Origin of the sequence: Acinetobacter sp. CIP 53.82, assembly GCF_000369465.1 — a bacterium.
In the GTDB taxonomy this organism is placed as follows: Bacteria; Pseudomonadota; Gammaproteobacteria; order Pseudomonadales; family Moraxellaceae; genus Acinetobacter; species Acinetobacter indicus.
This window is the reverse complement of record NZ_KB850046.1, coordinates 855742-869751: the sequence shown is the minus strand read 5'-3', so window position 1 is coordinate 869751 and position 14010 is coordinate 855742. Positions and strand designations below refer to the sequence as shown.

The following is a 14010-nucleotide window of genomic DNA, read 5'->3' as shown; positions in this document are numbered from 1 at the left end:
TAAGAATTAAAAAACCCTGCCGGGGCAGGGTTTTGGGTTCTTATGTGAAATCAGGATTAGAAGTCATAAGAAACAGACAACCAGTAGTTGCGGTCAGGAATATAAGTACCTGCTAAACCACTGGTTGTTTTCGTGTACAAGAAAGCATTTTCAACTTCGTTATCACTATTAATAAATGATTTGTAATCACCAAAATCTTTATCTAATAAGTTGTTTACACGACCCGAAATAGTCACTTGGTTATTTACTTTATAAGAAGCGCCTAAATTAAATAGCTCATATGCTTTTAACTTATTGCCAACCGCATCAATTTCACGGCTAACATCTAGGTCATCTAGATCAGGATTCGTGAAACGTACACGATTAGATTTATATTCAGCTTCTAACCATGTTGTAAACTTATCATTGACATACCAAGTTCCTGTAAGGTTCAACGCATGACGAGGTGTATTTTCAATAGGATTACCTTTGTTTTCACCTTCAGTAATTTCAGACTCTAACCAGGTATAGTTTGCTTTTACATCAAAGCTTGGAGAGATGTCATATTTTGCACTGAGCTCAACACCATAGCTTTCAGCTTTGTCTGCATTACCTTTAAAGCCGAAGTTTTGTTGGTTATCGAAACTACCGACAGTCATACAGTCAGCTGCAGGTGCTTGTCCTGCTGGGCGATTGGCCCATAAACAGTTTTCAACTACGCGTGCATCGCTAATGATGATGTCTTTAAATTGAGTAAAGAAAGCAGTTGTGGTTAAAGAGAAATTAGATAAGTTGTCGTAAACAAAGCCAAGCTCATAGTTTGTGGTTTCTTCAGGCTTAAGACCCGGGTTACCCAAAGTTACGTTTCGACCTTGCGAGCTAAAACCATTAATACCATCATGCAAATCATTGGCTGTAGGAACTTTATAGCCAGTACTTACACCACCTTTTAATGTCCACTGATCATTGGTATTCCAAACCAAGTAAGCACGTGGTGTGAAGTGGCCACCAAAAGCACTATGATCTTCGTAACGACCACCCAAAGTGAATGCAAGAGAATCAGTTAGGTTCCACTCGTCTTCAGCGAATACTGACCAAGAATCTTGTTCAAAAGCAACGCCGCTACCGGCTGTGTTGTCGATGGTTTCGCCATCTTTATATTCCACGCCCGCAGTCAATTTATGATTGCCAAGTGTTGAAATAATACGAGAATCAACTGTTAAATCTTTATTTTCTAAGACACGACTCTGAGTACCATCAGAGTAGTAGTTGTATTCAGGTACATTTCCTTTCGGAAGACGACGACCTTCTTGTTCAGAAGTGACATAGCTCGCAAAAGTTTTCCACTGACCGAAACTTAATTCAGTATCAACACCCGCAGAAATACGATCTCTTAAGAATTTAATCTCATCCGTATATGAACCCGGACCAGATGGTAGACCCGTTGTGCGGTTAAATTCGTAAAGTTCACCTAAGCGAGCATCACTATTATCAAAACGCTGTTCAGCGTGATCAAAGTCAACCCAAGTTGAGACATTGTCTGTAACATTTAAAGTAAGCTTTGTACCGACTGCATAGTTGTTGGCTTCTACAGTACGCGGATCACGACCTTGGCTACCTTCATCTAATGTATTTGCAGGTGTCACAAGACGATCAGATTCATCACGGTGGAAAAACTCACCACGTACTTGAATACCAAGCTTATCTTGAATTAATGGACCATTTACGACAGCACTAGTTTTCCAGTGATTACCAATATCAGAATTTTCTTGAATATTGTGTTCAACAGAAACGTTACCATTCCATTCTGAGGCAACTTTTTTAGTAATAATATTGATGATCCCGCCCATTGCATCCGAGCCGTAAAGCGTTGACATTGGGCCACGAATCACCTCAATACGCTCAATAGATGCTAGTGGTGGCATAAAGCTTGTAGAAAATTCACCAAAACCATTTGGGCCAATTGAACCTGATGTATTTTGACGTTGTCCGTCAATCAAAATAAGAGTATAGGCTTGATTTAACCCTCGCATTTGAATATTTAAGCCACCGGTTTTACCTTGACCATTACGAATGTCAACGCCTGGAACTTCGCTTAACGCATCAGCAATGTTAGTAATACCCTTTTTCTTTAGGTCGTCTGCAGTCACCACGCTAATAGAAGCAGGTGCATTTTTAATATCTTGTTCAAAACCTGCCGCAGAAACCACAATCGTGGATAATTGATGTGTCGGGTCAGCTGTTGTTTCAGTGGTTGTATTTGCAAATGCGGAACTAGCAGAAATTCCAAGAATCGCGAGCGAAAGCGGGCGAAGGTTAAAGGTGCGCATAACCGAATTCCAGTATTGGGATATAAGAAGAATAGTTAAAAATATGAGTTAAAAACCATTGAATATTAATGATAGTACTTATCATTTGCAACAAATATTAGACAATAGATAAAAATAGCGAAGGGAATATGAAGAATTTAAGCCGAAAAATTGTTCTGATCGCTTGTTATTTTGTATATCTTTAAATGTTGTCATATAATATGGCACTTTTTTAAAAACTGTTATTACTAAATATCGAGGAAGCCATGCAAGTAACTTCTGAAGCGGTTTCGGGCGTTGCCCGTCGTTTAAATGTATCTGTACCGACGAGCCGTATTAACGAGCAGTTCGAAGCTCGCTTAAAACGCACAGCTAAAACTGCGAAGATTAACGGCTTCCGTCCAGGTAAAGTGCCTGTAAACGTTGTACGTCGTGAATATGGCGCGGGTATCTATCAAGAAGTTGTAAACGACATCATTCGTGACACCGTATTTGAAGCAATCCAACAAGAAAAAATCAATGCTGTTGGTATGCCAAATATTGAAAAAACTGAAATGAAAGACGACGCTTTAGTATATGAAGCGACTGTTGAAGTTTATCCAGAAGTTGAAGTGAAATTCGAAGGTCTGGAAGTTGAGCGTAAAGCATCTGAAGTTAGCGACAAAGATGTAGATCAAATGATCGAAAACCTGCAAAAGCAGCGCGCAACTTGGGCTGAAACCAAAGGCATGGCGAAAAAAGACATGCAAGTAACTTTTGATTTCGAAGGCACAGTAGATGGCGAGAAATTTGAAGGCGGTTCTGCTGAAGACTTCAAACTGGTATTAGGTTCTGGCCGTATGATCCCGGGCTTTGAAGATGGCATCGTGGGCATGAAAAAAGGCGAAGAGAAAGTTATTGATGTAACTTTCCCGGAAGACTACCAAGCTGAACAGCTGGCAGGTAAAGCAGCTCAGTTCAAAATCAATGTAAAACTGGTTGAAAAACAAAAGCTTCCAGAAGTTGATGCTGAATTCTTAAAAATCTTCGGTTTAACTGAAGAAGAAGGCGTTGAAAAGTTAAAAGCTGACGTTCGTAAAAACATGGAACGTGAAGTGAAAAACGGTCTTCGTAACCAGGTGAAAGGTGCAACGTTTGATGCGCTGGTTGCTGCGAACGAAATCGAAGTTCCAGAATCTATGGTTAAGCAAGAAATTGACCGTCAACGTCAACAAATGATCCAACAGTTCACGCAGCAGTTTGGTGCGCAAGGTGCGAAAGCATTTGACTCAAGCATGCTTCCAGACGAACTGTTCAAAGAACAAGCTGAAAAATCTGTAAAACTTGGCGTATTGGTGAGCAAAGTTTTAGCAGACGCGAAACTTGAAGTGGATGCTGCACGTGTTGATGCTTACATCGAAGACATGGCATCTTCTTATGAAGATCCAAACGAAGTAATTGAATACTTCAAAAATGACCAACAGCAACGTGCTCAAATTGAAGCAGTTGTGTTAGAAGACCAGGTGGTTGATCACATTCTTGCAGCTGCAAAAGTGACTGACAAACAAGTCAGCTACGAAGACTTATTGAAAGAGCAACAAGCTCGTCAACAAGGCTAATTTCAGCTGAAGTAAAAAAGGCGCCTAAGGCGCCTTTTTTATATAATATAAAAACTTGGATGGTTTTAAAGTTTACAAAGCTTATGCAAAAAATATCCATGAATTGTGGGTGAATATTTTGCAATTTAGATGATTATCCCTCATATTGTGATCATGGGTGAACTCACAAGAATTTAGGAATAAATAAACGTATGTATGTTCCATCAATTGATAACGCATTGGTTCCAGTAGTCGTTGAGCAATCATCTCGTGGTGAGCGTTCTTTTGATATTTATTCACGTCTTTTGCGTGAACGGGTGATTTTTTTAACGGGTGAGGTTGAAGACAACATGGCCAACTTGATTGTGGCGCAAATGTTGTTTTTAGAGGCAGAGAACCCAGATAAGGATATTCATTTATACATTAACTCGCCAGGCGGCTCAGTTACTGCCGGTATGGCGATTTATGACACCATGCAGTTTATCAAGCCAGATGTGGTGACTTACTGTATGGGTCAGGCAGCGTCAATGGGTGCATTCCTGCTGAATGCCGGTGCCAAAGGTAAACGTTACTGCCTGGAAAATGCCCGGGTCATGATTCATCAGCCTTTAGGCGGTTTCCGTGGTCAGGCCTCTGATATTGAAATTCATGCGCGTGAAATCCTGTTCATTAAAGAGCGCTTGAACCGTTTAATGGCAGAGCACAGTGGCCAGGACTATGAAAAAGTGGCCAAAGATACCGACCGTGATAACTTTATGACTGCACAGCAGGCCAAAGAATACGGTTTAGTGGACGAAGTGTTATCTAAGCGTCCATAAGTTTTAAAGATTTAAATTGGAGAGAATATGTCCGAACATCCTCAAGGACAAAAACATTGTTCATTTTGCGGTAAAACGCAGTCTGAAGTCGGGAAGCTGATTGCAGGCGAGGACGCATATATCTGTAATGAATGTGTGGACGTATGCCTGGATCTGGTGCAGACCAGTCAACAAGTTGAGTCGAGTGACTGGGCCGCCCGTCCGTTGCCAAAACCGCATGAAATTCGCGCTGCACTGGATCAATATGTGATTGGTCAGGACCTGGCGAAAAAGACCTTATCGGTGGCAGTTTACAACCACTATAAACGTCTGAAAGTGACGCATAACGGTCAAAAAACCAATGATGCAGTCGAAATTGCCAAAAGTAATATCCTGCTGGTGGGTCCAACCGGTTCGGGTAAAACCTTATTGGCACAGACTTTAGCGCGTTTGCTGGATGTTCCGTTTGCCATGGCCGATGCCACCACCTTAACCGAAGCTGGTTATGTGGGTGAAGATGTTGAAAACATCGTGCAAAAGCTACTGCAAAAAGCCGATTACGATGTCGAAAAGGCGCAAAAAGGCATTATCTATATCGATGAAATCGACAAGATTACCCGTAAGTCTGAAAACCCGTCGATTACCCGTGATGTATCGGGCGAGGGTGTGCAGCAGGCCTTGCTGAAAATGATTGAAGGCACAGTGGCGTCTATTCCGCCGCAGGGTGGCCGCAAGCATCCGCAGCAGGAATTTATCCAGATTGATACTTCCAACATCCTGTTTATCTGTGGTGGTGCATTCTCGGGTCTAGAGAAAATTGTGCAGCAACGTCAGGAAAAAGGTGGTATTGGCTTTACCGCTGAAGTACGTAACAAGGATGAAAGCAAAAAACTGTCTGAACTGTTCCGTCAGGTTGAAGCAACAGATTTGGTGAAATTCGGTTTAATTCCGGAATTTATTGGCCGTTTGCCAGTTATTGCAACGCTGGATGAGCTGGATGAAGAAGCATTAATGCAGATTCTGACCGAGCCGAAGAATGCCTTGACGCGTCAATACGAATATCTGTTCGAGATGGAAAATGTCGACCTGATCTTTGATGACGCTGCATTACGTGCGGTGGCGAAAAAAGCCTTGGAACGTAATACAGGTGCGCGTGGTCTGCGTTCAATTCTGGAAAATGCCTTGCTTGAAATCATGTATGACTTGCCAAGTCGTAGTGATGTAGGCACGGTCATCATCACTGAGGCAGTGATTAATGGTCAGGCCAAGCCAGAATTAAAAGAGGAACGTCAAAGTAAAGAAGCTGCGGTAGAACAGCCGAAAGCCGATTTAAAAGTCGTGAATTCAAAAACGGCTTAAGACGCTATTCGTCAGAAACGTGCGGAAATCAACGGTTTTCGCACGTTTTTTTATTTGAAAAAATAAGACAGAGTGCTAATCTCTGCATCAGGGCCTGGATGCCCAACCCAATAAAAATATTGAAAAAGTGTTAAGTGTAAAAATAAAAACGAAGGAATGAGGGATGTTCATGCGTGCTATATCAATCGTATTTCTGGCTGTCGCATTGGCTGGCTGTCATGGGAAGTCGTCAACCGAGGCGCAACTGCCGCCCACCTCTACGTTAAAAGCTATTGATCAGAACGAAAAGCCAAGTTTGTTAGAACAGTACCGTTTTGGCATGTTTACCATTGGCGGTTGGGTCAATCAGAAATTGGGTCAGCGCTTTCAGGCCATTCAGCCGCAGCATGATCAGGCCGCCGTGGTGTATTTATATCGTCCGGATTCACGCTGGAACCGTCAGGAAATTGTAGCCTCCAGCCTATTTATCAATAGCGAACGCATTCCAAGCCTGCTGCATAATCATTATTACTGGATTGAATTGCCAGCCGGGGATTACCGTTTATCTACCAGTCGTCCTCTAGGTGTGCAACATTTTCAAAAGCCAAAGTATCTGGATTTTTCCGTTGAAGCAGGCAAGTCCTATTTTATTAAATATGATGAAGAAAATAGCAGTACCCGCCGCACGGTTTCTGGTCCCTTAATCATGATGCCGGAAACGGTAGGTCTCAATGAAATTGCTTTTACTCAATTGAAATCGCACAGTTATAATTTTGTGGCTGAAGACCAGAGCACCGGTAAAATTCGCTCTAAGGCACAAAAAATCAAACATGCCGATTATGACCCGGCCAGCGATGTGCAGTTGACTAAGCCATTTAAATTGTGGGACCCACGCACCTGGTAAAAATGCTTGAATCGAGAAATAAAAAAAAGCACCCAGATTTGGGTGCTTTTTTAATCGCTTCAACAGCATTCATTAGCCAGCAGCGGCATCAACCACTGGAATCTTGCCAATTTTAGCTTGCCAGATTTTTGGTGCAGTCGCGTGTACAGAAGTACCGTTTACGTCAACTGCGACAGATACAGGCATGTCTTTTACTACAAACTTGTAGATCGCTTCCATACCCAAGTCTTCAAAAGCAACTACTTCAGCTTCGCGGATTGCTTTAGATACCAGGTACGCAGCACCACCGACAGCCATCAGGTAAGTTGCTTTGTTGTCTTTAATCGCCTCAATGGCAGCAGGACCACGGTCTGCTTTACCAATCATGCCATAAAGACCAGTCGCTTCTAGTACTTGACGTGTGAATTTGTCCATACGAGTCGCTGTTGTTGGACCTGCAGGACCAACCACTTCATCACCGACTGGATCAACAGGGCCTACGTAATAGATGAACTTGCCTTTCAAATCAACCGGTAATTCTTCACCGTTGTTGAGCATGTCAACCATACGTTTGTGTGCAGCATCACGGCCGGTATAGATGGTCCCGTTCAGCAGCAGTGTGTCGCCTGGCTGCCAAGAGTTCATTTCTTCTTGGGTGATGTTGTCGAGGTCAACACGTTTAGACGAAGATGAGTCCCAAGTGACTTCAGGATAATCTTCAAGACGTGGTGCCTGAATATGGGCAACGCCTGAACCATCTAAAGTGAAGTGTGCGTGACGTGTTGCAGCACAGTTCGGAATCATACCGACTGGTTTGCCCGCAGCGTGACAAGGGTAATCTTTAATCTTGATGTCGAGTACAGTGGTTAAACCGCCCAGACCTTGTGCACCAATACCCAGCGCGTTTACTTTTTCGAAGATTTCAATACGAAGTTCTTCAAGTTTATTTTGTGGACCACGACGAAGCAGTTCGTCCATATTGATCTCTTCCATGAGTGCTTCTTTGGCAAGCATCATGGCTTTTTCAGCAGTACCACCGATCCCGATACCGAGCATACCTGGTGGACACCAGCCTGCACCCATGGTTGGAACAGTTTTCAGTACCCAGTCTACGATAGAGTCAGATGGGTTAAGCATTGCCAGTTTAGATTTGTTTTCTGAACCGCCACCTTTGGCTGCAACAGTAATGTCGACTTTGTTGCCTGGAACCAGTTTGTGGTAGATCACCGCAGGGGTGTTGTCTTTGGTGTTCTTACGACCAAATGCAGGGTCAGCAAGTACAGATGCACGCAGGACGTTCGAATTTTCTAAGTAACCTTGGCGTACACCTTCGTTAATTGCGTCGTCTAAGCTCATTGTTAAATCAAATTTAACATCCATGCCCACTTCAACGAATACGTTGACGATACCGGTATCTTGACAGATTGGGCGGTGACCCTCTGCACACATACGAGAGTTAATTAAGATTTGTGCAATCGCATCTTTTGCAGCTTTGTTTTCTTCACGGTCATACGCACGGCTCATCGCTTGGATGAAATCTTGTGGGTGATAGTAAGAAATGAACTGAAGCGCATCTTTAACCGATGTGATCAAGTCATCTTGCTTGATAATAGTTGTCATATCAAAATTCTCTTGAGCGGGCTGATAGCTAGCGGGCTAAATTATAAGACAAAATGACGGCATTGTGGGCGTTTTAGAAGCGGATTGGCCGAAAGTTTATAGTGGTGCTTTTACGCGGGATTTTGGGTGATTTTTACTGTATTTGGCAGGAGGTTTTGTCATATTTGAGCTGAAATTAATGTCATATTACAGCTTAAGTTTAGATAAAATTTTATTAAGTTGTTGAATTTTAATTATTTAATAAAATTTAAATATTTCAGCTTTGTCATATAACTGTCATAAAACTTTCGCATAATTGTCACATCCAAAAACGAGACCTTAAAGATGACAACAGGTATTTTGATGGTTGCGGGCTTTTGTGTATATATCGCTGCAACTTGGATGTATGGCCAAAAAGAAGATCAAGCTTAAGCTTTATCTTCTTTTTTCATTTTAGGCTGATAAAAATAATATTTTTCTCAATTCTCAATTCTCAATTCTCAATTCTCAATTCTCAATTCTCAATTCTCAATTCTCAATTCTCAATTCTCAATTCTCAATTCTCAATTCTCAAAATTTGTTTATAGCTTTGCTTTATCCTCCTTTAAAGAAGGCAAGTTCTAAAGCTCGATATGCTGAAATCTGATACCCCACTTTGTCTTGCATTAAACGATAAAAACTTTCAAAAACCGCCTCATTTTTTAATTCGTCCAGAAGCGTTAGATATTCCAGATAAGTTTCAGGACGTTTAAATGCGAAGTTATGGGGTTCGTTGCCGCTTAAGAATCTAAATACACGGCTATCCCAAATCGCATAGTGTTCAGGATGAATAAAGTGCAACAATTTAGATACACCGACAAGAGAGTTATTGAATGCACTTTTGAGTGTTTGAAGTTCTGGTACTGTTAATTGATGACCTTGTTTTGCTTTGTTAAATATTTTGATCAGATCATCTGCTGCAGTTAAATCAATTTTTTTCAAAATAGTCGGCATCCACGAATAGGTAAAGCTGATGCCGATAACAATGTCATCTAGGGTGAGTACATCTGTTTTTTTGAAATAATTTAAAAAATGGGAATACGCAATGAGATAATTTTCTTGCTCTTTGTCAAATTGATTGGCGATTTCAAAGATCTGTTTAAAAACTTCGTTGTTATTTTTTAATGTTAAAGGCATGTGATTACCACCTAACCTATACAGAAAATGAGATGTATTTGATACGTCTGGTCTAAATTAAAAAACCACCCTATCTTTCGACAGGGTGGGTGAAGCGGAGCTTGTTAAAAACAGTTGTTTAAGCAGACTGCTGTTCAGCCTGAATTGCAGTTAGAGCAATGGTAAACACAATATCATCGACCAATGCACCGCGTGACAGGTCATTTACCGGCTTGTTCAAACCTTGCAACATTGGGCCAACACTCACCACATTGGCAGAGCGTTGTACTGCTTTATAAGTGGTATTACCCGTGTTCAGATCAGGGAAAATAAACACATTGGCACGACCAGCCACCTGAGAGTTTGGCGCTTTAGAACGACCAACGCTTTCAACCGATGCAGCATCGTATTGCAGCGGGCCATCAATCAGCAGGTCTGGACGGCGCTGTCTGGCAATTTCAGTCGCTTGCGCTACTTTTTCTACATCGGCACCGGCACCTGAAGTTCCGGTTGAGTAAGAGATCATGGCAATACGCGGGTCAATACCAAAGGCTTTGGCCGAGTCAGCAGATTGAATGGCAATTTCAGCCAGTTGTTCTGCATCCGGGTCCGGGTTAATCGCACAGTCACCATACACATAAACTTCATCTGGCAGCAGCATAAAGAATACTGAAGATACCAGTGAATATTCAGGTGCAGTTTTAATCAGCTGGAAGGCCGGACGTACGGTATTGGCCGTGGTATGTACTGCACCTGAAACTAAGCCATCAACCTGATCCAGTGCCAGCATCATGGTACCTAAAACTACCGTATCCTGAAGCTGTTCGCGTGCCTGTAATTCGTTAAGTTTGCCTTTACGCAGCTCAACCATTTTCTCGACATAGTTTTCGCGAATCAGATCCGGATCAATAATTTCTAAGTCATGCGGCAATTCAATACCACGGGCTTTGGCCACTTCAACTACGGCTTCAGGTTTGGCCAGCAAGATACAGTGCGCAATACCACGCGATTGGCAGATGGCCGCAGCCTGAACTGTACGTGGCTCATCACCTTCAGGTAAAACAATGCGTTTTTTCGCTGCAATTGATTTTTGTACAAGCTCATGACGGAAGGCAGAAGGCGATAAACGTGGGCTATGCGCACCGCTAATCAGCGAGTTTAACCATTCCGGATCAATATGGCTGGACACAAAACGGGTTACCTGTTCAGCGCGTTCAATATCATCGACCGGAATTTCATTACCGAAAGTCGAGAGCTGTTGCGCCGTTTCAAAGGTGGTTAAAGGGGTATGTAATACTGGTAAACCTTGCTTGATGGCAGTTTGACAGAAATTTAAGGCCTGTTCATTCGGTTGATGCTGCTCGGTTAAGACTAAGCCTGCTAAAGGAATGCCATTGCTGTTTGCCAGACTGCTGGCCAGTAGTACATCGGTACGGTCAGCTGCGGTAATAATCAGTTCACCGGCCACAAACTTGTGCAGTTCATGCTCGATATTCGAAGTAATCAGGCTGCTGTGTAAGACACGGCGTGTATTGGCTTCGCCTTCATGAATCCACTGGGCAGAAATATGCGCCGCCAGATCAGACAGGCGCGGCACGCTCAGGGTATTACTAAATGGTACCAAACCAATCACTGGCAGTTTTTCTGTGCCAATGTAGCTATAAGTTTGCTGAATGCTGGCCACAAACTTGCTGGTATCTGACAGTAAACGCAGGTTTGGATCAATCGTCACAGGAATTTGCGCAGAATCTTCTGGCAAACCTTTGGTACGCATAAACAGCACACCACGTAAACGGTTCGATTCTGCACCACCGAAGTTACGAATCTGGTGTTCAATTCGTTCAGCAGAACGAAGCGGATTGTTGATGTCGGCACCGCTAACAATCACTACCTGTGCATCTAGGGCTTGAGCCAGCAGGGCATTCAGGTCATCTGCGAAGCTGTCACGGAAATTCGGTAACAGGCCTTCGACAATAATCAGGTCATGCCGTTTGGCCACTTGGCGGTGTAAGCGAACCGCTTCTTCCAGCAATTCATCTTGCTGGTCATGGCTTAGTTGATGCACCACTTGCGCATAAGGAATGGGTTGAACCGTTTTGGTTTTAGAGACATGCTCAAACAGCGCTGTCGTCCGTTCGTTTTCAGGCTGTAATTCTTGAGAGAAAGGTTTGACGAAACCGGGTTTAATGCCCTGACATTCCAAAGCATACACCAGACCTAAACATGCAGATGTTAGACCAACACCTTCTCCAGTTGGGACAAGTAGAATTGTTTTCATAAGGTATTATTCAAATCAGCCAAAAGTAAACAGGGTAAAACAACGATTGCTTAAGCAATCGCAGTTTCTAATTCAGACTTTTTTGCCGGAGTTGCTCCCAACTCAGACTCCACCACCGCGCTGGTTTCTTTGGCGATACGGCCTTCTTCATCGGTTGGAACTACCCAGATTTGTGGACCGGTACCGTTATCGATACGACCTTCGGTGCCACGTTTCAGGCTGTCATTCTTCTCTTTGCTAAAGTTAAAGCCGAAGTGTGGTAAGTAAGACAGGGTTTTTTCACGGATATAAGCCGAGTTTTCACCAATACCACCTGTGAAGAACAGGCCATCTAGACGCGGTAAGCCACAGCTTAAGGCTGCTAAAGATTTCGCTAAACGGTAGCAGAATACTTCAATGGCCAGAGCTGCATCTTCATTGCCTTGTTCAGAAGCTTCAATCAGGGTACGCATATCGTTAGAGAGGCCAGATAAACCGAGTAGACCGCTTTGGCTGTTCAGCATCTTGTCAATTTTGTAGATATCCCAACCCAGGTTGCTGGCCAGGAAAGTGTGTAAAGATGGATCTACATCACCACTACGGGTACCCATCACCAGACCTTCAAGTGGGGTAAGGCCCATAGAGGTATCTACACTTTCACCGTTCCAGATGGCACAGGTCGAGCTACCATTGCCCAGGTGCGCTGTTAACCAGCCGCCTTGTTTCAGGCTGCCGGCAAGTTCTGAACCACGTTCAGAAACATAGGCATGGCTGGTGCCGTGGAAGCCGTAACGACGTACGTTATGATCGGTGTACAGGAATTTTGGCACAGCATAACGATAAGCATGTGCTGGCATGGTCTGGTGGAATGCGGTATCAAATACAGCAACCTGAGGTAATTCAGGGAATAAACGCATGGTCGCTTCAATGCCTACCAGGTGCGCCGGGTTATGTAACGGTGCCAGTGGGGTTGCTTCACGAATGCGTTGAATAATTTCTGGGGTTAAGCGCTCGGCTTTGGTCAAGCTGCCGCCATGTACCACACGGTGGCCAATCGCTTGAGGATTGTATTGTGACAAGCGCGATAAAATAGTTTCTAAGGCTTTTTCATGATCTGCATGCGGAATAGAAAGTTCGAGCGGTTCACCTCCGACAGTGATCCCTTTAATACGTGCCTCGGCAGATCCTAAATTTTCAGCCAAACCAAAAATACGGTCTTCGCGACGTTCAGAAACAAGCGCGTATTTAATTGAAGAAGATCCGCAGTTAATTACTAATACAGTTGTAGACACGTTGTTTTACCCGAATTCTAATTGAAATATTTGTATCCCGTATTGATCTGCACCTGTTCCAACACGGTGCAATCTTGATCAATAACTAATTTTTATCATGGGATGGGTATCGCTTCTAGATAGACTTTAGGAGATTAGACTTAAGCACTATCGACCCTTTTGGGAATAATAACTAAAATTTATCGGTTGATAGATTTCATTTATTAATAAAATAGTAGTCATGTCCAGTCGCGTTGTTCTTCTGTTTACCATAACACGCCTTGAATCAAAGCATGTGACAGAACTGTTTGAAAATATTTCTTATTCCTTCATATTTAAGGTTTCTGATACTTCATTTCCGACCAGCGCACAATCACATAGGCAAATAGCGCCACCATAAAAAATACCAGCATCATCCAGGCCAAGCCTTGCAGGGTTTCAATTAAGGTGCGGTAAATTTCCAGAAACCAGCGTTCCTGCGTCAGTTCAATAATAATTTTCTGGTCGTTTTCGCTATAGGTGAGCGGGGTAATGTATTTTTCCATGTCATAAATCCGGATTCCGGAGGATGTTCCAACCACCATACCGGCAAATTTGGTATATCTGGCCCAAGCTTCATGAATCGGATCATGAATAATACGTGCCAGAATACGGTTAATGGAACTGGAAAAAATACGCATCACCACAAATGACACCAGCAGTGCCAGAACAAATGTGGTCACAATTAAATAATAGAACATTGTCCACCTCTTATTCTCATTCTTAAGACAGTGTACGGTGGAATAGACAGGGAAAACAGCAGAAAAATGTTCAGCCTCCGCAAAGGCTGAACATTCATATCTTTA

General features: G+C 43.0%; 10 protein-coding genes. 4 read left to right on the top strand and 6 right to left on the bottom strand.

All coding sequences use genetic code 11. From position 1 onward, the window contains the following. Positions 1-56: 56 nt before the first annotated feature. Positions 57-2309, bottom strand: a complete 2253-nt coding sequence (locus tag F905_RS09640; protein WP_005180166.1) for a TonB-dependent receptor domain-containing protein — start codon at positions 2307-2309, stop codon at positions 57-59. Positions 2310-2554: 245 nt separating this feature from the next. Between F905_RS09640 and tig the strand changes: the two genes are divergently transcribed. The 4 genes from tig to F905_RS09620 all read left to right on the top strand — a co-directional run bounded on the left by tig (position 2555) and on the right by F905_RS09620 (position 6904). Then, a complete protein-coding gene (gene tig / locus F905_RS09635; protein WP_005180164.1) occupies positions 2555-3886 on the top strand; it encodes a trigger factor in 1332 nt (443 codons plus the stop codon). A gap of 191 nt (positions 3887-4077) precedes the next feature. Then, entirely contained in the window at positions 4078-4683 is a 606-nt protein-coding gene (gene clpP / locus F905_RS09630) for an ATP-dependent Clp endopeptidase proteolytic subunit ClpP (protein ID WP_005180162.1), read from the top strand. A 27-nt stretch (positions 4684-4710) separates the two neighbouring features. Continuing rightward, the gene (gene clpX, locus F905_RS09625; RefSeq protein WP_005180160.1) at positions 4711-6021 is read left to right on the top strand and encodes an ATP-dependent protease ATP-binding subunit ClpX; all 1311 of its coding nucleotides are present in this window, start codon (positions 4711-4713) and stop codon (positions 6019-6021) included. 169 nt (positions 6022-6190) lie between these two features. Beyond that, positions 6191-6904 carry a DUF2846 domain-containing protein gene (locus F905_RS09620; RefSeq protein ID WP_005180158.1) on the top strand — a complete coding sequence of 238 codons (714 nt, stop codon included), beginning with the start codon at positions 6191-6193 and terminating at the stop codon, positions 6902-6904. A 72-nt stretch (positions 6905-6976) separates the two neighbouring features. Here the strand turns inward: F905_RS09620 and F905_RS09615 are convergent, their stop codons facing one another. The 5 genes from F905_RS09615 to F905_RS09595 all read right to left on the bottom strand — a co-directional run bounded on the left by F905_RS09615 (position 6977) and on the right by F905_RS09595 (position 13905). Beyond that, a complete protein-coding gene (locus F905_RS09615) occupies positions 6977-8503 on the bottom strand; it encodes a fumarate hydratase (protein WP_005180157.1) in 1527 nt (508 codons plus the stop codon). 573 nt (positions 8504-9076) lie between these two features. After that, positions 9077-9658, bottom strand: a complete 582-nt coding sequence (locus tag F905_RS09610; RefSeq protein WP_005180155.1) for a hypothetical protein — start codon at positions 9656-9658, stop codon at positions 9077-9079. Between the two features lie 118 nt (positions 9659-9776). Then, positions 9777-11915, bottom strand: a complete 2139-nt coding sequence (gene pta, locus F905_RS09605) for a phosphate acetyltransferase (protein ID WP_005180153.1) — start codon at positions 11913-11915, stop codon at positions 9777-9779. 50 nt (positions 11916-11965) lie between these two features. Further along, positions 11966-13186 carry an acetate/propionate family kinase gene (locus F905_RS09600; protein ID WP_005180151.1) on the bottom strand — a complete coding sequence of 407 codons (1221 nt, stop codon included), beginning with the start codon at positions 13184-13186 and terminating at the stop codon, positions 11966-11968. 314 nt (positions 13187-13500) lie between these two features. Beyond that, positions 13501-13905, bottom strand: coding sequence for a hypothetical protein (locus tag F905_RS09595; protein ID WP_005180148.1), 405 nt, complete (start codon positions 13903-13905; stop codon positions 13501-13503). Positions 13906-14010 lie beyond the last annotated feature (105 nt).